The sequence below is a fragment of the Arthrobacter sp. Y3221048 genome, assembly GCF_059092685.1.
The window spans coordinates 512,975-536,294 of the sequence record NZ_JBNHHX010000002.1 but is presented as its reverse complement, the minus strand read 5'-3'; the positions used below and the strand labels follow the sequence as shown (position 1 = coordinate 536,294).

General features: G+C 67.8%; 19 protein-coding genes. All 19 read right to left on the bottom strand.

The window, feature by feature from the left end; genetic code table 11:
• Positions 1-57: 57 nt before the first annotated feature.
• Entirely contained in the window at positions 58-528 is a 471-nt protein-coding gene (gene rpsG, locus AC5RVS_RS07150; protein WP_127511056.1) for a 30S ribosomal protein S7, read from the bottom strand.
• Position 529: 1 nt separating this feature from the next.
• Complete coding sequence (gene rpsL, locus AC5RVS_RS07145; RefSeq protein ID WP_127511055.1) at positions 530-904, bottom strand: 30S ribosomal protein S12; 375 nt, start codon at positions 902-904, stop codon at positions 530-532.
• Positions 905-1,180: 276 nt separating this feature from the next.
• The gene (locus AC5RVS_RS07140) at positions 1,181-3,268 is read right to left on the bottom strand and encodes an acyltransferase family protein (protein ID WP_494107635.1); all 2,088 of its coding nucleotides are present in this window, start codon (positions 3,266-3,268) and stop codon (positions 1,181-1,183) included.
• An 80-nt stretch (positions 3,269-3,348) separates the two neighbouring features.
• The gene (locus tag AC5RVS_RS07135; protein WP_493989359.1) at positions 3,349-4,443 is read right to left on the bottom strand and encodes an LPXTG cell wall anchor domain-containing protein; all 1,095 of its coding nucleotides are present in this window, start codon (positions 4,441-4,443) and stop codon (positions 3,349-3,351) included.
• Positions 4,444-4,657: 214 nt separating this feature from the next.
• Complete coding sequence (locus tag AC5RVS_RS07130) at positions 4,658-4,828, bottom strand: hypothetical protein (protein ID WP_493989360.1); 171 nt, start codon at positions 4,826-4,828, stop codon at positions 4,658-4,660.
• Between the two features lies 1 nt (position 4,829).
• The gene (locus AC5RVS_RS07125; RefSeq protein ID WP_493989361.1) at positions 4,830-5,561 is read right to left on the bottom strand and encodes a class E sortase; all 732 of its coding nucleotides are present in this window, start codon (positions 5,559-5,561) and stop codon (positions 4,830-4,832) included.
• 60 nt (positions 5,562-5,621) lie between these two features.
• Complete coding sequence (locus tag AC5RVS_RS07120; RefSeq protein WP_493989362.1) at positions 5,622-6,413, bottom strand: IclR family transcriptional regulator domain-containing protein; 792 nt, start codon at positions 6,411-6,413, stop codon at positions 5,622-5,624.
• Positions 6,414-6,428: 15 nt separating this feature from the next.
• Positions 6,429-7,073, bottom strand: a complete 645-nt coding sequence (locus AC5RVS_RS07115; RefSeq protein ID WP_493989363.1) for a 3-oxoacid CoA-transferase subunit B — start codon at positions 7,071-7,073, stop codon at positions 6,429-6,431.
• Positions 7,070-7,759, bottom strand: coding sequence for a 3-oxoacid CoA-transferase subunit A (locus tag AC5RVS_RS07110; protein ID WP_493989364.1), 690 nt, complete (start codon positions 7,757-7,759; stop codon positions 7,070-7,072). The genes AC5RVS_RS07115 and AC5RVS_RS07110 overlap by 4 nt, the downstream gene beginning before the upstream one ends.
• Before the next feature lie 12 nt (positions 7,760-7,771).
• The gene (locus tag AC5RVS_RS07105) at positions 7,772-8,983 is read right to left on the bottom strand and encodes a thiolase family protein (RefSeq protein WP_493989365.1); all 1,212 of its coding nucleotides are present in this window, start codon (positions 8,981-8,983) and stop codon (positions 7,772-7,774) included.
• A gap of 204 nt (positions 8,984-9,187) precedes the next feature.
• A complete protein-coding gene (gene pcaC, locus AC5RVS_RS07100) occupies positions 9,188-9,616 on the bottom strand; it encodes a 4-carboxymuconolactone decarboxylase (RefSeq protein WP_493989366.1) in 429 nt (142 codons plus the stop codon).
• A 44-nt stretch (positions 9,617-9,660) separates the two neighbouring features.
• Positions 9,661-10,455: an alpha/beta fold hydrolase gene (locus tag AC5RVS_RS07095; protein ID WP_493989367.1), complete on the bottom strand. Its 795-nt coding sequence runs from the start codon at positions 10,453-10,455 to the stop codon at positions 9,661-9,663.
• Complete coding sequence (locus tag AC5RVS_RS07090; RefSeq protein WP_494107634.1) at positions 10,452-11,888, bottom strand: lyase family protein; 1,437 nt, start codon at positions 11,886-11,888, stop codon at positions 10,452-10,454. The genes AC5RVS_RS07095 and AC5RVS_RS07090 overlap by 4 nt, the downstream gene beginning before the upstream one ends.
• Before the next feature lie 6 nt (positions 11,889-11,894).
• Positions 11,895-12,467: a protocatechuate 3,4-dioxygenase subunit alpha gene (gene pcaG / locus AC5RVS_RS07085; protein WP_493989369.1), complete on the bottom strand. Its 573-nt coding sequence runs from the start codon at positions 12,465-12,467 to the stop codon at positions 11,895-11,897.
• On the bottom strand, positions 12,467-13,312 hold the full coding sequence (gene pcaH / locus AC5RVS_RS07080) for a protocatechuate 3,4-dioxygenase subunit beta (protein ID WP_494107633.1): 846 nt from the start codon (positions 13,310-13,312) through the stop codon (positions 12,467-12,469). The genes pcaG and pcaH overlap by 1 nt, the downstream gene beginning before the upstream one ends.
• 72 nt (positions 13,313-13,384) lie before the next feature.
• Entirely contained in the window at positions 13,385-14,572 is a 1,188-nt protein-coding gene (locus AC5RVS_RS07075) for a 4-hydroxybenzoate 3-monooxygenase (RefSeq protein WP_493989371.1), read from the bottom strand.
• 182 nt (positions 14,573-14,754) lie between these two features.
• Positions 14,755-15,510, bottom strand: a complete 756-nt coding sequence (locus AC5RVS_RS07070) for an IclR family transcriptional regulator (RefSeq protein ID WP_494107632.1) — start codon at positions 15,508-15,510, stop codon at positions 14,755-14,757.
• 233 nt (positions 15,511-15,743) lie between these two features.
• Positions 15,744-19,634 (bottom strand): DNA-directed RNA polymerase subunit beta', encoded by a 3,891-nt coding sequence (locus AC5RVS_RS07065; RefSeq protein WP_493989373.1) that lies wholly within the window; start codon positions 19,632-19,634, stop codon positions 15,744-15,746.
• A 115-nt stretch (positions 19,635-19,749) separates the two neighbouring features.
• A complete protein-coding gene (gene rpoB / locus AC5RVS_RS07060) occupies positions 19,750-23,268 on the bottom strand; it encodes a DNA-directed RNA polymerase subunit beta (RefSeq protein WP_493989374.1) in 3,519 nt (1,172 codons plus the stop codon).
• Positions 23,269-23,320 lie beyond the last annotated feature (52 nt).

Here is a 23,320-nt window from a genome sequence, read left to right as displayed (position 1 = left end):
CCCTTTGTAGGTGAGGGGTACGACGACGGCGGTTGGCGCCGTCGTCGTACCGGCTCTTTACCAGCGGTAGTGGGCGAAGGCCTTGTTGGACTCGGCCATCTTGTGGGTGTCTTCGCGACGCTTCACAGCGGCACCGAGACCGTTCGACGCATCCAGAATCTCGTTCATGAGACGCTCGGTCATCGTCTTCTCGCGGCGGGCCTTCGAGTAGCCGACCAGCCAGCGCAGGGCCAGGGCCGTGGCACGGCCCGGCTTGACCTCAACCGGAACCTGGTAGGTGGCGCCGCCGACGCGGCGGGAGCGGACCTCCAGGGTCGGGCGGACGTTGTCCATGGCCTTCTTCAGGGCGGCAACGGGATCGCCGCCGGACTTGGCCTTCACACCGTCGAGGGCACCATAAACGATGCGCTCTGCGGTGGACTTCTTGCCGTCAACAAGAACCTTGTTGATCAGCTGGGTCACCAACGGGGAACCGTGGACGGGATCTACAACTAGCGGCCGCTTGGGGGCCGGACCCTTGCGAGGCATATTACTTCTTCTCCATCTTCGCGCCGTAGCGGCTGCGGGCCTGCTTGCGGTTCTTGACACCCTGGGTGTCGAGGGCGCCGCGGACGATCTTGTAGCGGACACCGGGCAGGTCCTTCACACGGCCGCCGCGCACCAGCACGATGGAGTGTTCCTGCAGGTTGTGGCCTACACCGGGGATGTAGGCAGTCACTTCGATGCCGCCGGCGAGCTTGACGCGGGCTACCTTGCGGAGCGCAGAGTTCGGCTTCTTCGGGGTGGTGGTGTAAACGCGGGTGCAAACGCCGCGCTTCATCGGGCTGCCCTTAAGGGCAGGCGCCTTGGTCTTATTGACCTTGGGTGAGCGGCCCTTGCGGACCAGCTGGTTAATCGTAGGCACTTTCGTGTTCTCCGTTTTTCTTGGGCTTTGCCCCGCCTCACTTGCAGGGCCAGGCACTGTCGGTCGTCTTCGCACCCGCTGCCGAATTGAAGCGACCGTAGGCGTGCAAAAGTGTGGCATTCTCCGCGCAAGAACCCCGCGGACCGGAAACAGGCTCCGCCCCGCTGTGAAACGGAACGGCCTTCATCCACTGCCACACAAAACAATCGAAGAAAAGTCTATCAGACAATAACGGACCCGGAGCACACAGGGCCCCGGCGGCTGCCTCTACACCCATCACTGCTCCATGGCCTGCAGCAACGCAGCCTCCAATGGCCCGGCAAGGGTCTTCATGTACGTGCCGCTGACATGGTTGAGGTCCCGGTACACCAGGACGTTGCCGACCACCGCGGGACAGGTCGCCCGGTCACAGAAGTGTGCGGACATGTCGATGACCTGCGTCCGCGGCGCCAGCCTGGCGGCATCCTCGGTGAGGTCCTTGCCGTCGAGCCCGTCGCTCCGGGGCTGGCCGCATTCGGCCGGGTCCTCGTAGTTCACCGCCACGCAGTCCCGGGCGATGGCGCCCTCGCGCGGGCGGGGCGTGTCCTTCAACGCGTACACGTCGACGCCGGCGTCGGCGAGCTCGTTCCAGTACTCGGCGAAGCCCGCCGCGCCGGGCCGCTGGCCCGTGCCGGAGTCGACGAAGGAAGACTCCGCATAGTACGAGGTGAGGACCGCGTCCACGTCGCCGCGGGACGTCAGCCGTTCCATGGTCTGTTCGTTGGGCCCCTGGCAGACGGATTCCCCCTGGGCTTCCAGCTTGCGCTGCTCCGCGCTGAAAGGGCAGGAATTATGGATATACGTCAGCAGGGTCCATCCCCGCTCATGGGCAACAGGCTCCAGGGCCTTGAACCAGTGGCCTGCGTGCGAGTCCCCCACCAGCGCCAAGGTGAAGTCCCCCTCAGGGTCCCCGTACGTGCATTCCTTGGTCTCGGTGGCCATCGACTTGACGGCGCAATCGCCGAGGCCGGACTGGTCGGCTCCGGCCCGGGCAGGATCCGGGACCACCAGCGGGGTCTCGGTGGCGAAGGCGCGGTGGCCCTCCTCCGACATCGAGGCAACCCCGAACCCCTGCGGCGGGGCGGCCAGCAGCGCCGACGTCGCCTCGGCGCGTTGGGCCAGGATGCGTTCCTGCTGGTCGGCCGGCACGAACGCCAGCGTGCCGACGAGCGCGGTGGCCGCGGCACCCGCGGCGAGCGGCCGCCAGGCGCTGGCGCTGAACCAGCCAAAGCGGCGCACCGGTGTTTCCACGAAGTAATAGCTCAGGGCGGCCAGGCCAAAGGAACAGGCCAGCAGCAGCGGGCTGGTGGCCGGCCCGGGTTCTTTATCGGCCAGGACCGTGAAAAACACGATCAGGGGCCAGTGCCAGAGGTAGAGCGAGTAGGAGACGTTCCCCGTCCATTGGACAGGCCGCCAGTCCACCAGGCGGTGCAGGGACAGCGGGCCGCTGGTCCGTCCGGCAGCGATGACGGCGATGGTGCCCAGCACCGGCAGCAGTGCCGCCGCCCCGGGGAACGGCGTGCTGGCGTTGAAGAGGAACGCCGAGGCCACGATGGCGGCCAGGCCGGCAGCCGCCAGGATGCTGCGCAAGTAGGGCCAGCGCCGCGGGTCCTGGTGCAGGGCGGCCAGCAGCCCGCCCAGCCCAAGTTCCCATATCCGGGTGGGCGTGATGAAGTACGCGGCCGGGCTGCCGCCGGCGGTGGCCCAGATGCCGTACGCCAGCGACGCTGCGACGACGACGGCGAAGATCGCGGCGGCCGTCCGTGCCACCCGCTCCTCCCCCCGGCGGCGCCCCGCTCCCCAGCGGCCCTGCCGCCTGCGGCGCGCCGCGAAGACGGCCAGCAAGACCAGCAGCGGCCACAGCAGATAGAACTGTTCCTCGACGGCCAGGGACCAGAAGTGCTGAAGCGGTGTCGGCGTCTCGGTCGCCGCCAGGTAGTCGACGGATCCGGCGGCCAGGACCCAGTTTTGGACATAGAGGGTGGAGGCCAGCGCCTGGCCACCGATGCGCTCCCACTGGCTCATGGGCAGCAGCGCCAGCGTGGCCGCCAGTACGACGGCGATGGTCAGCAGCGCCGCGGGCAGGATGCGCCGGATGCGGGCCGCCCAGAATGACCGCAGCGACAGCGTTCCGGTGGCCGCCGCCTCGCGGAGCATGTGGCCGGTGATCAGGAAGCCGGAGATGACGAAGAAGACATCCACTCCGACGAATCCGCCGGGCAACCAGCGCGGCTCCAGGTGGTAGGCCACCACCAACAGCACCGCAAGGGCGCGCAGGGCTTGGATTTCGGGCAGGAATTTCCGCCGCTGTGTCTCAGGATCCATCGCAGGACATTCATCCATGCCAAGGTCAACGACAGTTGGCGGCCGGGTGAACGTCCGGGGGCAGGACCGGGACGGCTACCTCAGGCGCTTCGGCGCCGCCAGAAGATGAGGGCGGAGCCCAGCAGCAACAGGCCCAGTCCACCCGAGGCCAGCCCGACGGTGCCGGCGGCACCGGTTTCTGCCAGTGCACCGGCCGGGACGGCCACCGGCGGCACGTCCGGCTGTGCTGCCGGCAGGGGCTGCGCGGCCGGAACCACGGCCGGGCTGGCCGGGATGACGACTGTTTCCTTGGCCGGTTGACCCGGTGCGGGCTCGTCGACAACCGGCCACTCGCCGAAGTCGCCGGGCCATTCTCCAATGCCTTCGAACAGCTCGTACATCCACAGGATGAGTTCCTCCCCCGCAGCGGGATCGGATGCGCTCATTTCGCGGATCATGGCGGCCAGGCCATCAAGGTCGCCCGCCATGAGGTACTCCAGCATGAGGTCCACCAGGTACGTCATGCCCTCGGACTCGAGCACGAGGTCCATGTTCTCTTCCATCCAGCGCATGACCGTTTCCTCGTCGCTGGCGGCGATGTCATCCGGGATGTTGAAGTCCCTGTGGGTCAGGGTACGTCCGCCCACCACAATCGACTCGACCATAGCGGGAGGAGCGACCGGTGCGGGCGCAACCTCCGTGGCCGGCTCCGCTGCAGGGGCATTCGTGTCGGCGGGAGTATTGGGCATGGTTTCCGGGGCCGGTGTCGGCGTTGATTCCCCGGCCGAGGCATCTTCCGCGGAGGCCGCCGCTTCGCCACCCGCGTGGGAATCGATCGGGGCCGCAGCCCCGGCGGTGCCCTCGGTGCCGTCGGCGCCGTCCGACGGCCCGCCGTCGTTATCCGCTGCGGGGGCCTCGACCAGCAGGGTAACCACGGCGTCAGCCAGGGCCTCTTCCGGCTCCGCCTGAACCGGCTCGGCAGCGGCAGTTTCTTCAACCGGCGCGCCCGCGGCAGCTTCCGACACAACCGTCCCGACGGCAACCGCGTCCGGGCCCGGTGCGGGAGCGGTGTCACCGGGGATCGGGGCCTGCTGTCCGGCCGGATCCTGGCTGTCAGCGTGGGCGGGAACGCTGCCCAGGGCGAGGGCGCCGGCAACGGTGCCGGTGAGCAGTGCAGTGCGCAGTCGTGATGTCACGTGAAAAATCCTGTCCCCAACTCGGCTGTCCTGGCAGGGCGGTTATCGCGCCGATCCGATCACTTTCGGCGCCCTGCGTCGGCCGGCGTCTACCGGCCCTGGCAGAAATATAGATGATCCAGGACACATTCTGCTAACCGACACGTCGTGTACGGGTTCCGCCGGCAACCCGCCACGGTTAGCGCCCTGCCCGATCCCAATCCCAATCCCCGTCTTATCCCGGTCCCGGGCTGAGTGTTGCCTCGCCCTCCAGCAGCCCGAGGGAACTGATCCAGGGAAAGACGAACTCCAAGAGCACCAGGACGGCCGCCGCCAGCAGCAACAGAGACAGCAGGAGCCGCACGGCGAGCGGGCCGGGCAGGTTCCGGAAGATCCAGGCGTACACCTCAGGCTCCTGCCTGCGCGGCGACCAGGCCGGCGATTTCGGCAGGGGGCCCGGCGTCGGCGGGGCGCCAGGAGTCCAGCGCGGCGTAGGCGATGTAACGCTCCTGGTCGCCGAACCTCGGATGACAGGTTGTCAGCGTCATCATCGCTCTGACCGGTTCGGCCCCGGGTTGTTCCGGCACGGGCAGCAGCACGTCTGTCCGGTCCGGCGTCACGATGGTGTACTCCTCGAAGACGTAGCTGAAGTACCCGTCGGCGGTACGCACGTGAATGTGGTCCCCGGGCCGGAGCGCGTCGATTCTGTCCAGGACCTTGCCGTACGTCTGCCGATGGCCGGCCACCGAGAAGTTCCCGACCTCCCCCGGCATCGCTGCCCCGGCGTACATGCCCAGGCCCAGCGAATCGAGGACTTCGGGACCCACTCCCCCGGAGACCGGCACGGAGAAGTCGTCGCCGAAGCGCGGGATGTAGACGATGCCGAAGGTCTCCCCGTCCCCGGGCGGCTCGCCTGGCTGCGGCGGCCCGAAGTCCGCGGCAGCGGCGGGCTCGGTGGGACCTGCAAACTGCCGGGACAGGGCGGTGACGGCGCCCTGCTGCGCCGCCTGGGCGTCCACGTTGGTCCACCACAGCTGCCAGATGACGTAGAGGAGGAGGATGCCCCCGATGGTCACGAGCAGTTCTCCCGCCAGGCCGGCGGCAGTTCGGAGCGGACCGGCGGTTCGGCGTGTTCCCATGTACGCGATCCTCCCTGGGGGAATTCCTGGTGGCGGCGTGGCCAACGCCCGGGCGCGGGCCTACTGCTGGGCGCGCAGGGCGTCGGTGATCTTGGCGGCGACGGCCTGCAGCTTCGGCAGGGCTTCTGCGACGACGGCATCCACGTCCCGGGTGCCGTCTGCCAGCGACGCCTGCATGGACATGTTCAACGCGGCGGCCACGGAACCGTCCGGATGCAGCACCGGCACCGCAACGGAGCGCAGCCCGATCTCCAGCTCCTGGTCCACCAGCGCCCATCCCTGACGCCGCACCTTGTCCAGCTCCGCCCGGAGCCTGTCCGGGTCGGCGATGGTGCGTGATGTCAGCGGCTTCAGGTCGGCGGAGGCCAGATAGTCCTCCAGCCGATCGGCGGGCAGGCCGGCGAGCAGCACGCGGCCCATCGACGTCGCATAGGCGGGGAAGCGTGTGCCCACCATGATGCCCACGGTCATGATCCGCCGGGTATGGATGCGGGCGATGTAGACGATCTCATCGCCGTCGAGAATCGACGCCGAGGTGGATTCATGCAGCTCCGCGGAAAGCTCTTCCAGCAATGGCTGCACCAGCTGGGGCAGACTCTGCCCGGCAAGGTAGGAATACCCCAGCTGGAGCACCAGAGCGGTGAGTTCGAAGACACGGCCGTCCGTGCGCACATAGCCCAGGTCGACCAGGGTGTGCAGGAACCTCCGCGCCGTGGCACGGGTCAGGCCGGTCCTCTTGGAGACCTCGCTGAGCGTCATGGTGACGTTGTCGGCGTCGAAGGCCCTGATCACGGTCAATCCGCGGGCCAGCGACTGGACGAACTGGTCGCCCGGCGTCTTGGTCTCGGTCATGGTTCCTTTTTGCAGTTACTCGGTGGGCGGAAGCAGCTTGATGTCCATCTTGGACTGCAGTTCTTCAAGCGTGGTTCCGAACGTTTCGCGCACGCGCACGCCTTCCTCGGTAATCAGGAAGACAGCGTCATTAGTGTATATGCGGGTGACGCAGCCCACGCCCGTGAGCGGGTAGGTGCATTCCGGAACCAGCTTCGGCTTGCCGTCCTTGGTGAACAGGGACATCATCACGTAGACATCCTTGGCCCCGGTCGCCAGGTCCATCGCACCGCCGACGGCGGGGATGGCATCGGGTGCGCCGGTATGCCAGTTCGCCAGGTCGCCGGTGGCGGAGACCTGGAACGCGCCGAGCACGCAGACGTCCAGGTGGCCGCCGCGCATCATGGCGAAGGAGTCGGCGTGGTGGAAGTAGGACGCCCCCGGCACCTCGGTGACCGGGACCTTGCCCGCGTTGATCAGGTCCTGGTCGATCTCGTCGCCCTGCGCCTCCGGGCCCATGCCCAGCATGCCGTTCTCGGTGTGCAGGGTGATGTCCTGTTCGGCGGTCAGGTAATTGGAGACGGACGTCGGCTGGCCGATGCCGAGGTTGACGAAGGAACCGGGCTGGATGTCCCGGGCCACCAGCCTGGCCAGGTCTTCGCGGCTGAGTTTCTCGCTCACTGGTTTGCCTCTCCCTCTGCGGCCTGCTGCGCAATTTCGACGACGGTGTCCACGTAGATGCCCGGAGTCACGATGACCTCGGGATCCAGTTGGCCGGTCTCCACGATGCCGGAGACCTGGACGATGCTCTTCTTGGCGGCGGCGGCCATGATCGGTCCGAAGTTGCGGGCGGTCTTGCGGTAGACCAGGTTGCCCTTCTTGTCGGAGGTCAGCGCCTTGATCAGCGCCACGTCGCCGTGGATCGGGGTCTCGAGCACGTAGCCCTTGCCGTCGATCATGCGGGTTTCCTTGCCCTCGGCCAGCATGGTGCCGTAACCGGTGGGCGTGAAGAAGCCGCCGATCCCGGCGCCGGCGGCACGGATACGTTCGGCCAGGTTGCCCTGCGGCACCAGCTCCAGTTCGATTTCGCCGGCGCGGTAGGCGGTGTCGAAGTGCCAGGAGTCGGACTGGCGCGGGAAGGAGCAGATGATCTTCTTGACCCTGCGCTCCTTGATCAGCAGCGCCAGGCCGGCGTCCGCCTGCCCGGCGTTGTTGTTCACCACGGTCAGGTCGGTCGCGCCGCAGTCCATGAGCGCGTCGATCAGCTCCATCGGCTGGCCGGCGTTGCCGAAGCCGCCGATCATCACCGTGGCGCCGTCCTGGATGCCGGCCACGGCGTCCTGGGCAGTAGCAGCGAATGTAGCCACTCGCTTACCTCCTTAGTTCTTGGTTGAGTTGACGTTTTCCAGCACGACGGCGAGGCCCTGGCCCACGCCAATGCAGATGGCGGCCACGCCCCAGCGGTCGCCCGATTCCTGCAGGCGGCGGGCGAGCGTACCGAGGATGCGGATCCCCGAGGCGCCCAACGGGTGGCCGATGGCCACGGCACCGCCCCAGGCGTTCACGATCGCCGGGTCGATGTCCCAGTTGTCGATGCAGGCCAGCGACTGCGCGGCGAATGCCTCATTGAGCTCGACGGCGGCGACATCGGACCAGTTGATCCCGGCCCGCTTGACGGCCTGGTTGGCGGCCTCCACCGGCGCGAACCCGAAGAACTGCGGTTCCAGGGCGGAGGTGCCGCGGCCGGCGATCCGGGCCAGCGGCTCGGTCCCCAGCAGCCCGGCGGCGGCCTCGCTGCCCAGCCAGGCCGCGGAAGCGCCGTCGTTCAGCGGCGAAGCGTTGCCGGCCGTGACCGTGCCGCCCTCGGGGCCGTCGCCCACCGGCCGGAAGACGGTCTTCAGCCCCGCCAGGACGTCAACGGTGCTGGTGGGGCGGATGGACTCGTCGCGGGCCAGGTCGGTGCCCGGAACCTGCACCACCATCGAGTCGTACTTGCCCGCGTTCCAGGCCTCGTCGGCCAGCCGGTGCGAGGCGGCGGCGAACTCGTCCTGCCGTTCGCGGGTGATGCCGTGACGCTCGCGCAACTGTTCGGTGGCCTCGCCCAGGGAAACGGTCCATTCCTGGGGCATCTTCTTGTTCACCAGGCGCCAGCCCAGCGTGGTGGACGCCAGCGTCATGTTGCCGGCCGGGTAGGGCTTCTCGGTCTTCGGCAGCACCCACGGCGCCCGGCTCATCGACTCGACGCCGCCGATCAGCACCAGGTCGCCTTCGCCGGCGTTGATCTGCCGGGAGGCGATGATCGCGGCGTCCAGGCTGGAGCCGCACAGCCGGTTCACGGTAGTGCCCGGGATGGAGGTGGGCAGGCCGGCCAGCAGCGTGGCCATGCGCGCGACGTTCCGGTTCTCTTCGCCGGCGCCGTTGGCGTTGCCGAAGATCACCTCGTCGATGCGTTCCGGGTCCAGGCCGGGGGCCCGGGAAACTTCCGCCTTGACGACTTCGGCCGCCAGGTCGTCCGGGCGGACACCGGCCAGCGCACCGCCGAACTTGCCGAAGGGGGTGCGGACGGCGTCATACAAATATGCCTGGTTCATTCGAGGCTCCTTCGTGGCGCACTTGGGGCGTGCGCTTTTCGGTGACAGCAAACGGTCCGGTCCAGCGCTCAGGCTGGACCGGACCGCTCCGTCGACACGGGGGTCCGCGCAGGAACTTGCCGGTTCGGCGCGGGATCGCCGCGGGGGCGGCTTCCGGTCTTCGCCGAGGCTGTTCGCTTCACGAACGCATGTACGTCATATGAACTATATCGAGCCCTTGTGATCCTCGTCAAGGCTGGCAAAGACGCCCTTGGCCACCTTGAACGCGACGTTGGCGTCCGGAACGCCGCAGTAGATGGCCGACTGCAGCACCACTTCCTTGATCTCGTCCCGGGTCATGCCGTTGGTCAGCGCCGCCCGGACATGCATGGCGAATTCCTCCCAGTGATTCCTGGCGATCATGGCGGTCAGCGTGATGGCGCTGCGCGTGGTGCGGGGCAGCCCCTCCCGGGTCCAGATGGTCCCCCAGGCGTAACGGGTGATCAGTTCCTGGAAGTCCTGGGTGAACTCATCGATCGAGCTGTTCGCGCGGTCCACGTGGGCATCGCCGAGGACCTGCCGGCGCACGGCCATGCCCTCGTCGTAGACCTCCTGCTGTGTCTTGGCAGGATCGAAGGTGCGGTTGTCGCTCACGGCGTGTACTCCTTGGGTAGTTCAGTCATGGGTCCGGCTGCCGTTCAGTCGGCCAGGAAGAAATCGCGCAGCAGGGCCGCGGTTTCCGCGGGTGCTTCGGCGGGTGCCTGGTGGGCCACGCCGTCGACGACGGCGGAGCTACCCTTCTGCACGCCGGCGGCCACTGCTTCGGCGAACCCGGGCGGGCACACTTGGTCCACCGCCCCGGCGATGGCGATCACCGGGGTGCCTATTTCACCGAGCCGTTCGCGGACGTCGAAGCCGGCCAGGGCCTGGCAGGCGTGGGCGTAGGCGAAGCGGTCGGCGTTCTGCAGCGTGTGCAGCAGCCGGGTGGTGCGCTCGGGGTGCTTCTCGATGAAGCCCGGCGCGAACCAGCGCTGCGCCGAGCCGGTCACCATCGTGGGCGTGCCCGCGGTGCGCACGGTTTCCGCGCGCTCGAGCCACGCCTCCGGCTCGCCGATCTTGGCGCCGGAGCACACCACGCCCAGGCCGGCGAACCGGTCCGGGTAGTCCAGGCCCAGCTGCAGGGCCAGTTCACCGGCCATCGAGACGCCGGCGAAGTACACCTTGGCCCCGGCGTCGATGTCGCCGGCTTCGCGCAGCTTGTCCAGCATCGCCACGACTCCTTGGGCCAGTTCGGCCATGGTGTACGGTTCGGTCGAGGCGGGGCTGGCCCCGTGGCCGGGCAGGTCCACGCCCACTACCTGGAAGTCCTGCAGGTGCTCCACGGCGTCGGACCAGAGCGCCTTGGCGCCGGTACCCAGTCCGGCTCCGGCCAGCAGCACCGGCCTGCCTTTGCCCTCGGACAACAGGGTAGGGGTGATGTCGGGAACGGTCACGAATGGCTCCATTCTGCGTAGTGGGACGTGATTCGGTCGATCAGGCCGCTGCTTTGGCCGGTGTACCCGGCCGGATCCAGCAGTTCGGCCAGCGCCGGGTCGGACAGGACCTCGCCGGGCACAGCTTCGCGCAGCAGCTGCGCCAGGCTGCCCTGGCCGGCGAGCGACTGGTTCACCAGGCTCTGGACCTTGGACTTGCCGGCGCCGGGGGTCCCGCCGTCCAGCATCGGCGCCACCGTGGCCATGACGCGTTCGCTGACCACCAGCTCGCCGGTGATCTGCAGGTTCCGGCGCATCGTCTCCGGGCGGACCACCAGCCCGTCGGAGAGTTCGGCCAGCTTGGCCGCCGCCCCGCCGGCCAGCCGGAGCAGCTGGCGCAGCGCCTGCCACTCCACGTGCCAGGAACCGTCCGGCCGCTCGTCGACGGCCCCGGCCGCCGCGGCCTGGACCTGGGCCAGGTGCCCGGGAGCGGCGAGGGCGGCGCTGCGGATCAGCACGGACAGCACCGGATTCTGTTTCTGCGGCATGGCCGAGGAGCCGCCGCGGCCGTCTGCGGCGGGCTCGGAGACCTCGCCGAGCTCGGGCCGGCTCAGCAGCAGCACGTCGTTGGCGACCTTCCCGGCGGCCGCCAGCACGTCGGCCAGCGCGGCGGCCAGCGCCGTGACCGGCAGCCGGTTGGTTTGCCACGGCGCCACCGGATCGGCCAGCCCCAGCCGCCCGGCGAGGCGGGCCGCCAGGGCCAGCGCACCGCCGTCGTCGTCCTGCCCGGTGCCCTCCGCCGGAGGGTTGGCGGGCCGGTTGGCCAGGTCGGTGAGCGCCGCCATGGTGCCGGCCGCACCGCCCCACTGCAGCGGCAGTCCGGCGGCCACCTGCTCCAGCCGGATGCCGGCCTGGGCCACGCCGGAGAGCCAGTTGGCGGCCTTGAGCCCGAACGTCGACGGCAGCGAATGCTGGGTGAGCGTGCGGGCCACGGTGACGGTGGCGCGGTGTTCGTCGGCCAACCGTCCGAGGGCCGCGGCGGCCGACTTGAGGTCGGTGACGATTCCGGCCAGCGCGCGGCGGGCCATCAGCATCAGGGCGCTGTCCAGGATGTCCTGGCTGGTGGCGCCCTGGTGGATCGCCGGGACGGAAGCCGGGTCGTGCTTTTTGATCTCCGCCCGCAGGTCGGCCAGCAGCGGGATGACCGGATTGCCGCCGCCCTGTGCCCGCTCGGCCAGCCCCGCGGCGTCGTAGAGGTCCGCATGCGCGGCCTGCTCGACGGCCGGGACGGCTTCCGCCGCCACCCTGCCCGCGTCGGCCAGCACGCGGGTCCATTCGAGCTCGACGTCGAGCATGGCCTGGATGAATTGGTAGTCGCTGGTTAAACGGGACGCTGCTGTCCCGGCCGAAGCCGGAGACAGCAGCCCGAAATCAGCGTGGTCCGCTGGGTTCATGTGTTCCTAAATCCCCGGGTAGCTCAGGAAGACGGTCTCGCCTTCGCCCTGCAGCCGGATGTCGAAGCGGAGGTCGCCGTTGGGCTCGCGCTCGGCGATGAGCGTGTTCCGCCGTTCTTCCGGCAGCGAGGACAGCAGCGGGTCGTTTGCCAGCGCCTCGGTGTCCTCCGGCAGGTAGATCCGGGTGAACAGCCGGTTCAGCAGGCCGCGGGCGAAGACCACCATGGAGATGAACGGGGCCTTGCCCGGCTCGGTGGCACCCGGGTTGACCGTGGTGAAGGTGTAGTGGCCCACGTTGTCCACGGCCACCCGGCCGAAGCCGGTGAAGGTGTGGTTGTCGCGGACGAGGGAACCGGTTTCGCGGGAGATCTTGCCGTGCTCGTCGGCCTGCCAGATCTCCAGCATGGAGTCGGGGATCACGGCGCCGTTGCCGTCGTAGACCACGCCGTGCAGCCGGATGGATCCGGCGTGCGCGCGGTGGACCAGCTGGCTGTCCTTCTCGTAGGGCAGCGCGAAGCCGTAGAACGGGCCGATGGTCTGGCCCGGGGTGGGCACCAGTTTGGTGGTGGACTCGCTCATCAGTGCTCCTCGCCTTCTTCCATCCATGTGCGGTTGCTGCCGGAAAGGACGATGTCCCAACGGTAGCCGGTGTTCCACTCGTGGCTGGTGATCGAGTGGTCGTAGGTGGCGACCAGGCGGTCGCGGGCCGCCGGGTCGGTGATCGACTGGTAGATCGGATCCAGCGGGAACAGCGGGTCGCCCGGGAAGTACATCTGGGTGATCATGCGCTGGGTGAAGTCCGTGCCGAACAGGGAGAAGTGGATGTGGGCCGGGCGCCAGGCGTTGTGGTGGTTTTTCCACGGGTACGGGGCCGGCTTGATGGTGGTGAACTTGTACTCGCCGTTGGGCCCGGTGATGCAGCGGCCCACGCCGGTGAAGTTCGGGTCGATCGGGGCCGGGTGCTGGTCGCGCTTGTGCACGTAGCGGCCGGCGGCGTTGGCCTGCCAGACTTCCACCAGCTGGTTCCGCACCGGGCGGCCGTCGCCGTCCAGGACGCGGCCCTGCACGACGATCCGCTCGCCGAGCGGCTCGCCGTTGTGCTGGATGGTCAGGTCCGACTCCAGGATGTGCACGTCCCGCTCGCCGAAGGCCGGGCTCCACAGCTCGATGGTCTCCGGGTCGGCGTGGTGCAGGTCCTTGGTGGGGTGGCGCAGCAGCGAGGAGCGGTACGGCGCAAAGTCGATGCGCGGCTGCGTTTCCTCGGCGCCGCCGGCCTCCAAGGCCTTGCGGTACGCCTCGTGGCTGTCGGCGATTTCCTGGCTGATCTTTTCCTGTGAATCCGCGGTGGCGGCGGGATCCAGCAGGTGGCTGTCGTCAAACGTCTCGTCCTCGAAAGCCTCGTCCTGAGCTTTAGCGTCGCTCATCGGGACTCCTTTCCGTTGTGGCTGTGGATGGTTCAGGGTTTGCGCGCCCGGGGGTGGGTGCGGGCGGAGTGGCTACTTGTGCGGCCAGCCCGTGTAGGACTCGGCCAGGTACTGCTGCCCGAAGCGGGAACCGGTCACGGTGGCCAGTTCGCCCAGCGCCCGCTTGGTCTCGAACGGCGAGGCATCCTCGCGCGTGTGCAGCATGCTGGTCATCCAGTAGGAGAAGTTCTGCGCCTTCCAGACCCGCTGCAGCGCCAGGTCGGAGTAGCCCTCCAGCAGCGCGTCGCTGCCGGTGGAGTAGAACGAGTCGATGGCCTCGAAGAGCACCTTGACGTCCGCGAAGGCCAGGTTCAGGCCCTTGGCGCCGGTGGGCGGCACCGTGTGTCCGGCGTCGCCGGCGAGGAACATGCGCCCGTGGGACAGCGGTTCCCGCACGAAGGAGCGGAAGGCCAGCACGGTCTTGTCGAAGATCGGTCCCTGCTTCAGCTGGAAGCCGTCCGGTCCGTCGACCCGCTTCTGCAGTTCCGCCCAGATCCGGTCGTCGCTCCAGTCGTCCACGTTCTCGGCCGGATCGCACTGGAAGTACATCCGCTGGACCGTCTCGCTGCGCTGGGAGATCAACGCGAAGCCGTGCGGCGAGTTCGCGTAGATCAGTTCCGGGGCGCTCTTCGGGGCCTCGGTCAGGATCCCGAACCACGCGAACGGATACTCGATCTTGTAGTCCTGCTCCCCCTTCACCGCGCGGCGGCAGAAGCTGCGGGAGCCATCGGCTCCAACCAGGATGTCACAGTGCACCTCGAAGGCGGCGCCGTCCTTGTCCGTGAACCGGAACTTGGGCGTGGTGGTCTCCAGGTCCAGCACCTCGGTGACCTGCGCCTCGTAGCGCACGTCGCCGCCGTCGCGCCGGCGGGCAGCGGCCAGGTCCAGGAAGACCTCGTTCTGCGCGTACAGCGTCACGGTGGCGTCCACCAGGTCTTTGAAGTCCAAGGGATGCGATTCTCCGTTGAAGCGCAGATCGATGCCGGCGTGCTCGTCGCCCTCGGTCAGCACCCGGCCGTCGACGCCGGTGTCGGTGAGCATCTTGACCGAGCCCGCCTCCAGGATGCCGGCCCGGTGGGTGTTATGGATGGTGTCGTGGTCACGGGATTCCACCACGAGGTTGTCGATTCCCTGCTGGGCCAGCAGGTGGCTGAGCATCAGGCCGGCCGGTCCCCCGCCGACGATTCCAACCTTGGTTTTGATGATCTGCGCTTGCGCCATAGGTGAGTCTCCTGGAGTCAAAGAGGAAGCCATGTCTTCCTCCAGTGTGAGCCCCGCGACACGCGTTCCGCCCAGGCGTTCTTATTGAATGAGAATTACGACGACGGCGGTGGCTGCCGCTGCTCCGCTCACGGCAGCGTCACGCCCATCGCGGAGCTGCCGCGCGCTGCCCGCCGTTTCGGTCACGGCAGCGCCACGCCCATGGCGCGGGAGATGCCGCGTGCCGCAGTCATCAGCGCCGGGACCACGGCGTGGAAGTTCTCGAAGCCCAGCGGCACCACCACGCCGAGGGCAGCCAACGGGCGGCCGGCCGGACCCGCCACCGGGACGGCGATGCCGGTGGTGTCCACGTCGATGCGCCCGTCGAACGCGGCGTAGCCCCGCTTGCGGATGTCGGCCAGGTGCCGGCGCAGGTCAAAGGACACCGGGTCACCCGATGTCACGGCCTCCGGGTGCCGGGTCAGGTAGGACTCCTGGACGTGGTTGGGTGAGTAGGCCAGCAGCACCATGCCCATCGAGGTCCGGTGCACCGGCATGCGGCCGGCTATCTGGGCCTGGTTCACCACCGAGCCGCGGCTGGAGAGCCGTTCGATCACCAGGACTTCGTCATCGCGCAGCACCGCCAGCTGGGTGTGTTGGCGCACCACGGACTGGATATCCTCCATGAACGGCATGGCGGCCTGCCGCAGGTCGACGGCCGGCGAGCTCCGGTTGGCCAGCTCCCAGAGCCGAAGCCCCAGCCGGATCTCGCCGGGGCCTTCTTTCGTCAGCAGCCCGTGGCGGGACAGCTCCTCCACCAGCCGGTAGGTCGTAGCCAGCGGCACATCCGCCCGGCGGGAGAGCGTGGCGACGTTCATCGCCGGCTTGTCCGGCTCGAACGCAGACAGGATGCGCACCAGCCGGTCCAGCATCGAGTCACCGGACGGGGAATTGGCCATGCCCCTAGAATCTCACGTGTGCCTCGTCCGCCGGCGCCTTAGGGCGGAGCGCGCAGGCATGGGGCGGCAGACGGGAGCCTCCGGCGCGTTGCGCTCCCGTCTTCCCTCACCCGGTGACAGACGCAAAAAACCGCCTCCCGCTGCCCCGGAATCGGGGAGCAGGAGGCGGTTCCGTGCTTGCGCCAGGGCGCTGGCCCCGCACCGGTGGGGTGCGGGGCGCAGCGTGCTATTCGCTAGCGGTAGTCGCTGCCCAGGTCGTAGTCATCCAGCGGGATGGCGTGGAACTCGGGCGTCAGCGAACCATCGGCGCCGGCGTAGTCGAAGTCGCCGAAGGCGCTCGGGCCGGTAAACAGGTTGGCCTTCGCTTCCTCCGTGGGCTCCACCGACACCTGGGTGTACCGGTCCAGGCCGGTGCCGGCCGGGATCAGCTTACCGATGATGACGTTCTCCTTCAGGCCCAGCAGCGGGTCGGACTTGCCTTCCATGGCCGCCTGCGTCAGGACGCGGGTGGTCTCCTGGAAGGACGCGGCCGACAGCCACGACTCGGTGGCGAGCGAGGCCTTGGTGATGCCCATCAGCTCGTCACGGCCGTTGGCCGGCTGCTTGCCCTCGGACACCGCCTTGCGGTTCTCCGCCTGGAAGCGGCTCCGCTCGGCCAGCTCGCCCGGCAGCAGGTCGGTCTCGCCGGACTCGATCACGGTGATGCGGCGCAGCATCTGGCGGACGATGACTTCCACGTGCTTGTCGTGGATGCCAACACCCTGGCTGCGGTACACGCTCTGGACCTCGTCCACCAGGAACTTCTGCGCCTGGCGCGGGCCGAGGATACGCAGCACCTGCTTCGGGTCCTTGGCGCCGGTGACGAGCTGCTGGCCGACGTCCACGTGCTGGCCGTCTTCGACCAGCAGGCGTGCACGTCGCAGCACCGGGTAGGCGATCTCTTCCGAGCCGTCATCGGGGGTGACGATGACGCGCATCTGGCGCTCGCCGTCCTCGATGGACACGCGTCCGGCCACTTCGGCCATCGGCGCGACACCCTTGGGGGTACGGGCTTCGAAGAGCTCCTGGATACGGGGCAGACCCTGGGTGATGTCTTCCGCGGAGGCCACGCCACCGGTGTGGAAGGTACGCATGGTCAGCTGGGTACCGGGCTCACCGATCGACTGTGCGGCAATGATGCCTACGGCCTCGCCGATGTCCACGGTCTTGCCGGTGGCCAGCGAGCGGCCGTAGCAAAGCGCACAGGTACCGACGGCGGACTCACAGGTAAGCACGGAGCGCACCTTGATCTCGGTGATGCCGGCGTCGATCAGTTCCTGGATCAGCACGTCGCCGACGTCGGAGCCGCCCGGGGCCACCACGGTGCCCTCGGAGTTCACCACGTCGGTGGCCAGCGTACGGGCGTAAGCGGAGTTCTCCACTTCCTCGGCCCGGCGCAGTTCACCGTTGTGGTCGGCCTCGGCGATGATCGTGTTCAGGCCGCGCTCGGTGCCGCAGTCCATCTCGCGCACGATCACGTCCTGCGACACGTCCACCAGACGGCGGGTCAGGTAACCCGAGTTGGCGGTACGCAGCGCGGTATCGGCCAGGCCCTTGCGGGCACCGTGCGTGGCGATGAAGTACTCCAGCACCGACAGGCCCTCACGGTAGGAGGACTTGATCGGACGCGGGATGATCTCGCCCTTCGGGTTGGCCACCAGGCCGCGGATACCGGCGATCTGCCGGACCTGCAGCCAGTTGCCACGGGCACCGGAGGACACCATGCGGTTGATGGTGTTCTCCTTGGTCAGGTTCTTCCGCATCGCGTCGGCAACCTCGTTGGTCGCCTTGTTCCAGATGTCGATCAGTTCCTGGCGCCGCTCGTCGTCGGCAATCAGGCCCTTGTTGTACTGGGACTCGACGCGCGCGGCCTGGGTCTCGTAGCCCTCCATGATGGCGGCCTTTTCGGCGGGCGCGGCGATGTCGGAGATCGCCACCGTCACACCGGAACGAGTCGCCCAGTAGAACCCGGCGTCCTTCAGGTTATCCAGCGTCGCCGCGGTGACGACCTTCGGGTAGCGCTCGGCCAGATCGTTCACGATCGCCGAGAGCTGGCCCTTGTCCGCCACGCGTGCCACCCAGGGGTAGTCATCGGGCAGGGTGTCGTTGAAGATGACCTGGCCGAGCGAGGTTTCGATCAGCGCTTCCTGGCCCTCTTCCCAGCCCTCCGGTGCCGGCTGGTCCGCGCTGGGCACGAAGCCGGGCACGCGGATCTTGACCACGGAGTTCAGGTGCAGATCGCCGGCGTCGTGGGCCATGATGGCCTCCGCCGGGCTGGAGAAGACACGGCCTTCGCCGGTTCCGCCTTCGCGCTTGGTGGTCAGGTGGTGCAGGCCGATGATCATGTCCTGGGAGGGCAGGGTCACCGGACGGCCATCCGACGGCTTGAGGATGTTGTTCGAGGAGAGCATCAGGATGCGCGCCTCGGCCTGGGCCTCGGGGCTCAGCGGCAGGTGCACAGCCATCTGGTCGCCGTCGAAGTCGGCGTTGAACGCGGCGCAGACCAGCGGGTGAAGCTGCAGCGCCTTGCCTTCCACCAGCTGCGGCTCGAACGCCTGGATGCCCAGGCGGTGCAGGGTTGGTGCACGGTTGAGCAGCACCGGGTGTTCGGTGATGATCTCTTCGAGCACGTCCCACACCTGCGGGCGGAAGCGCTCCACCATCCGCTTGGCGCTCTTGATGTTCTGCGCGTGGTTCAGGTCCACCAGGCGCTTCATGACGAACGGCTTGAACAGCTCCAGCGCCATCTGCTTGGGCAGGCCGCACTGGTGCAGCTTCAGCTGCGGGCCGACCACGATCACGGAACGGCCGGAGTAGTCAACGCGCTTGCCCAGCAGGTTCTGCCGGAAGCGGCCCTGCTTGCCCTTGAGCATGTCGGACAGCGACTTCAGCGGACGGTTGCCCGGTCCGGTGACCGGACGGCCGCGGCGGCCGTTGTCGAACAGCGAGTCCACTGCCTCCTGCAGCATCCGCTTTTCGTTGTTGACGATGATTTCCGGCGCGCCCAGGTCGAGCAGGCGCTTCAGGCGGTTGTTGCGGTTGATCACGCGGCGGTACAGGTCGTTCAGGTCGGAGGTCGCAAAGCGTCCGCCGTCCAGCTGCACCATCGGGCGAAGCTCCGGCGGGATCACCGGAACGGCGTCCAGCACCATGCCCAGCGGCGAGTTGGTGGTGGTCAGGAAAGCGTTGACCACCTTCAACCGCTTCAGGGCGCGGGTCTTGCGCTGGCCCTTGCCGTTCTTGATGATGTCGCGCAGGGACTCGGCCTCGGCGGCCATGTCGAAGTTCTCAAGGCGGTTCTTGATGGCCTCGGCACCCATGGCGCCCTCGAAGTAGAGCCCGTAGCGGTCGCGCAGCTCGCGGTACAGCCCCTCGTCGCCCTCGAGGTCGGCGACCTTGAGGTTCTTGAAGCGGTCCCAGACCATGTCGAGGCGCTCGATCTCGGCGTCGGCACGCTTGCGCACGTTGGCCATCTGGCGGTCGGCGGAGTCGCGGGCCTTCTTCTTCTCGGCGGCCTTGGCGCCCTCGCCCTCCAGGCGGGTCAGCTCGTCCTCGAGGTCCTTGGCGATCGCCGCGATGTCGGAGTCGCGGGTATCGGCCAGCTGCTTCTTCTCCAGGTCGTGCTCGGCCTGCAGGTTGGGCAGTTCCTCGTGGCGGCGCTGCTCGTCCACGCTGGTGATCATGTAGGCGGCGAAGTAGATGACCTTTTCCAGGTCCTTCGGCGCCAGGTCGAGCAGGTAGCCCAGGCGGGAGGGGACACCCTTGAAGTACCAGATGTGGGTGACCGGGGCGGCCAGCTCGATGTGGCCCATCCGCTCGCGGCGAACCTTGGCACGGGTGACCTCGACGCCGCAGCGCTCACAGATGATGCCCTTGAAGCGCACCCGCTTGTACTTGCCGCAGTAGCACTCCCAGTCGCGGGAAGGTCCGAAGATCTTCTCGCAGAAGAGGCCGTCCTTCTCGGGCTTCAGGGTGCGGTAGTTGATGGTTTCCGGCTTCTTGACCTCGCCGTAGCTCCAGTCGCGGATGTCGTCCGCGGTGGCAAGGCCGATGCGCATGAGGCCGAAGGAGGATTCGCTGGACATATGGTCCCTGTTCTCTCTTGTTCTCTAAATCTGAAAGTCTGTCGGGTTACGGAAAGAGGACGCCGTGCGGCGGGCCGGCCGCGGTGCGGAAGGCACCCGCGGCCGGTTGGCGCGGCTAGACCTCTTCGACGGAACTCGGCTCGGCCCGGGAAAGGTCGATGCCCAGTTCTTCCGCGGCCCGGAAGACTTCTTCATCCGAGTCACGCATTTCGATCGCGGTGCCGTCGGTGGAGAGTACTTCCACGTTCAGGCAGAGCGACTGCATTTCCTTGATCAACACCTTGAAGGATTCGGGAACGCCCGGCTCCGGGATGTTCTCGCCCTTGACGATCGCCTCGTAGACCTTGACGCGGCCGTGGATGTCGTCGGACTTGATGGTCAGCAGTTCCTGCAGGGTGTACGCGGCACCGTAGGCCTCCAGGGCCCACACTTCCATTTCACCGAAGCGCTGGCCGCCGAACTGCGCCTTACCGCCCAGCGGCTGCTGGGTGATCATCGAGTACGGGCCGGTGGAACGCGCGTGGATCTTGTCGTCCACCAGGTGGTGCAGCTTCAGGATGTACATGTAGCCCACGGACACCGGATCCGGGAACGGCTGGCCGGAGCGGCCGTCGAACAGGCGCGCCTTGCCGGAAGCGCCGATCAGGCGTTCGCCGTCGCGGGTCGGGTTAGTTGAATCCAGCAGCCCGGTGATCTCGAACTCGCTGGCACCGTCGAACACCGGCGTGGCCACCGTCGTCGGACCCGTCTGGCGCGGCAGGTTCGGCAGATCCTTGGCCCAGTCCGGGTTGCCTGCGATGTTCCAGCCCTGCTTCGCGGCCCAGCCGAGGTGGATTTCCAGCACCTGGCCCACGTTCATGCGGCCGGGAACACCCAGCGGGTTCAGCACGACGTCGACCGGGGTGCCGTCTTCCAGGAACGGCATGTCCTCGACCGGCAGGATCTTGGAGATGACGCCCTTGTTGCCGTGGCGTCCGGCGAGCTTGTCGCCGTCCGTGATCTTGCGCTTCTGCGCCACGTACACGCGCACCAGCTGGTTCACGCCCGGGGGCAGCTCGTCGTCGTTGTCGCGGTCGAAGATCCGCACACCGATCACGGTGCCGGACTCGCCGTGCGGGACCTTCAGGGAGGTGTCGCGCACTTCGCGGGACTTCTCGCCGAAGATCGCGCGCAGCAGGCGCTCTTCCGGGGTCAGCTCCGTCTCGCCCTTCGGGGTCACGCGGCCGACGAGGATGTCGCCGGCGTCGACCTCGGCACCGATGTGGATGATGCCGCGCTCGTCCAGCTGGGAGAGCACTTCCTCCGACACGTTCGGGATGTCGCGGGTGATTTCCTCGGCACCGAGCTTGGTGTCGCGGGCATCAACCTCGTGCTCCTCGATGTGGATGGAGGTCAGCACGTCGTCGGAGACCACGCGCTGCGAGAGGATGATCGCGTCCTCGAAGTTGTGGCCTTCCCAGGACATGAACGCCACGAGCAGGTTCTTGCCCAGCGCCAGTTCGCCCTGGTCGGTGGACGGGCCGTCGGCGATGATGCTGCCGGTTTCCAGCCGCTGGCCCTCGGAGACGAGGACGCGCTGGTTGTACGCGTTGCCCTGGTTGGAGCGGGCGAACTTCATGATCGGGTACCGGGTCTCGGTGCCGTCGTCGTTCAGGGCGGTGACCAGGTCCGCGGAGACCTCGGTGACCACGCCCGGCTTGGCGGCAACCACGGAGTCGCCGGCGTCGACAGCCGCGTAGCGCTCCATGCCGGTGCCGACCAGCGGGGCTTCCGAACGCAGCAGCGGCACAGCCTGGCGCTGCATGTTCGCGCCCATCAGCGCGCGGTTGGCGTCGTCGTGCTCCAGGAACGGAATCAGGGCGGTCGCCACCGACACCATCTGGCGCGGGGAAACGTCCATGTAGTCGACTTCGGTGGCCGGCACGAGTACCGGCTCGCCGCCGCCGCCGCGCTCTCGGCTGAGGACCAGGTCCTCTTCGAAGTGCAGGTCCTCGGTGAGCGGGGCGTTCGCCTGGGCGATCACGCACTCGATCTCGTCGTCGGCCGTGAGGTAGTCGACCTGGTCGGTGACCTGGCCGTTGACGACCTTGCGGTACGGGGTCTCGATGAAACCGAACGCGTTGATCCGGCCGTAGGAGGCCAGCGAGCCGATCAGGCCGATGTTCGGGCCTTCAGGGGTCTCGATCGGGCACATGCGGCCGTAGTGCGAGGGGTGCACGTCACGGACTTCCATGCCGGCACGGTCGCGGGACAGGCCGCCCGGGCCCAGCGCGGACAGGCGGCGCTTGTGCGTCAGGCCGGCCAGCGGGTTGTTCTGGTCCATGAACTGGGACAGCTGCGAAGTGCCGAAGAACTCCTTGATCGCTGCCACCACGGGGCGGATGTTGATCAGGGTCTGCGGTGTGATCGCTTCGACGTCCTGGGTGGTCATGCGTTCGCGGACCACGCGCTCCATGCGGGAGAGGCCGGTGCGGACCTGGTTCTCGATCAGTTCCCCGACCGCACGGATGCGGCGGTTGCCGAAGTGGTCGATGTCGTCGATCTCGACGCGGAGGTCGTGGTCGGCACCGTCGCGCTTGCCCGGGATGGTGGTCTCGCCGGCGTGCAGCGCCACCAGGAACTTGATCATGGCGACGATGTCGTCATTGTTCAGGACCGACGCGTCCGGATCCGTGAGCGGCTTGTCGATGCCCAGCTTGCGGTTGATCTTGTAGCGGCCAACCTTGGCCAGATCGTAGCGCTTGGGGTTGAAGTACAGGTTGTCCAGCAGGGACTGGGCAGCCTCGACTGTCGGCGGCTCGCCCGGACGGAGCTTGCGGTAGATGTCGAGGAGGGCTTCCTCCTGGGTCTGGGTGGCGTCCTTCTCCAGCGTGGCGCGGATGGAGTCGTACTCGCCGAAGGTCTCCAGGATCTGGCCCTCGGTCCAGCCCAGGGCCTTGAGCAGCACGGTCACGGACTGCTTGCGCTTGCGGTCAAGGCGGACGCCGACCTGGTCGCGCTTGTCGATTTCCAGCTCGAACCAGGCGCCGCGGGACGGGATGATCTTCGCGGTGAAGATGTCCTTGTCGCTGGTCTTGTCGGCGGTCTTCTCGAAGTAGGCGCCCGGCGAGCGGACCAGCTGGGAGACGACGACGCGCTCGGTGCCGTTGATGACGAAGGTGCCCTTGTCCGTCATCAGCGGGAAGTCGCCCATGAACACGGTCTGCTGCTTGATCTCGCCCGTGTTGTTGTTCATGAACTCGGCCTTGACGTACAGCGGCGCGGAGAACGTGGCGTCGCGGTCCTTGCACTCGGCCATGGTGTACTTCGGATCGGCGAACTCCGGCTCCGAGAAGCTCAGGGACATGGTGCCCTGGAAGTCCTCGATCGGGGAGATCTCTTCGAAGATGTCGGCGAGGCCGGAGGTGGTGGCCACGCCCTGGCGGCCTTCTTCCTGGGCCTTGGCTACGCGCGCCTTCCAGCGTTCGTTGCCGACCAGCCAGTCGAAGCTGTCGGTCTGAAGGGCGAGCAGATTGGGAACGTCAAGAGGTTCGTGAATCTTGGCGAATGAGAGCCGCCGGGTTGCTCCGTCGTTCGACGAGGCGTCCAGCAGGCTGTTAGCGGTATCGGTATTAGAGGTGCTCGAGGCGACCAAGAGGGATCCTTCCACAGACCTTCAGGCTTGTCCTGCGCTTCCGCACCGCCGG

What these genes read in the sequence shown, in the direction of transcription:
- rpsG (WP_127511056.1), bottom strand. Translation starts at nt 528, where the DNA reads ATGCCTCGCAAGGGTCCGGCCCCCAAGCGGCCGCTAGTTGTAGATCCC.
- AC5RVS_RS07140 (WP_494107635.1), bottom strand. Translation starts at nt 3,268, where the DNA reads ATGGATCCTGAGACACAGCGGCGGAAATTCCTGCCCGAAATCCAAGCC.
- AC5RVS_RS07125 (WP_493989361.1), bottom strand. Translation starts at nt 5,561, where the DNA reads ATGGGAACACGCCGAACCGCCGGTCCGCTCCGAACTGCCGCCGGCCTG.
- AC5RVS_RS07120 (WP_493989362.1), bottom strand. Translation starts at nt 6,413, where the DNA reads ATGACCGAGACCAAGACGCCGGGCGACCAGTTCGTCCAGTCGCTGGCC.
- AC5RVS_RS07105 (WP_493989365.1), bottom strand. Translation starts at nt 8,983, where the DNA reads ATGAACCAGGCATATTTGTATGACGCCGTCCGCACCCCCTTCGGCAAG.
- AC5RVS_RS07090 (WP_494107634.1), bottom strand. Translation starts at nt 11,888, where the DNA reads ATGAACCCAGCGGACCACGCTGATTTCGGGCTGCTGTCTCCGGCTTCG.
- pcaG (WP_493989369.1), bottom strand. Translation starts at nt 12,467, where the DNA reads ATGAGCGAGTCCACCACCAAACTGGTGCCCACCCCGGGCCAGACCATC.
- pcaH (WP_494107633.1), bottom strand. Translation starts at nt 13,312, where the DNA reads ATGAGCGACGCTAAAGCTCAGGACGAGGCTTTCGAGGACGAGACGTTT.
- AC5RVS_RS07075 (WP_493989371.1), bottom strand. Translation starts at nt 14,572, where the DNA reads ATGGCGCAAGCGCAGATCATCAAAACCAAGGTTGGAATCGTCGGCGGG.
- AC5RVS_RS07070 (WP_494107632.1), bottom strand. Translation starts at nt 15,510, where the DNA reads ATGGCCAATTCCCCGTCCGGTGACTCGATGCTGGACCGGCTGGTGCGC.
- AC5RVS_RS07065 (WP_493989373.1), bottom strand. Translation starts at nt 19,634, where the DNA reads ATGTCCAGCGAATCCTCCTTCGGCCTCATGCGCATCGGCCTTGCCACC.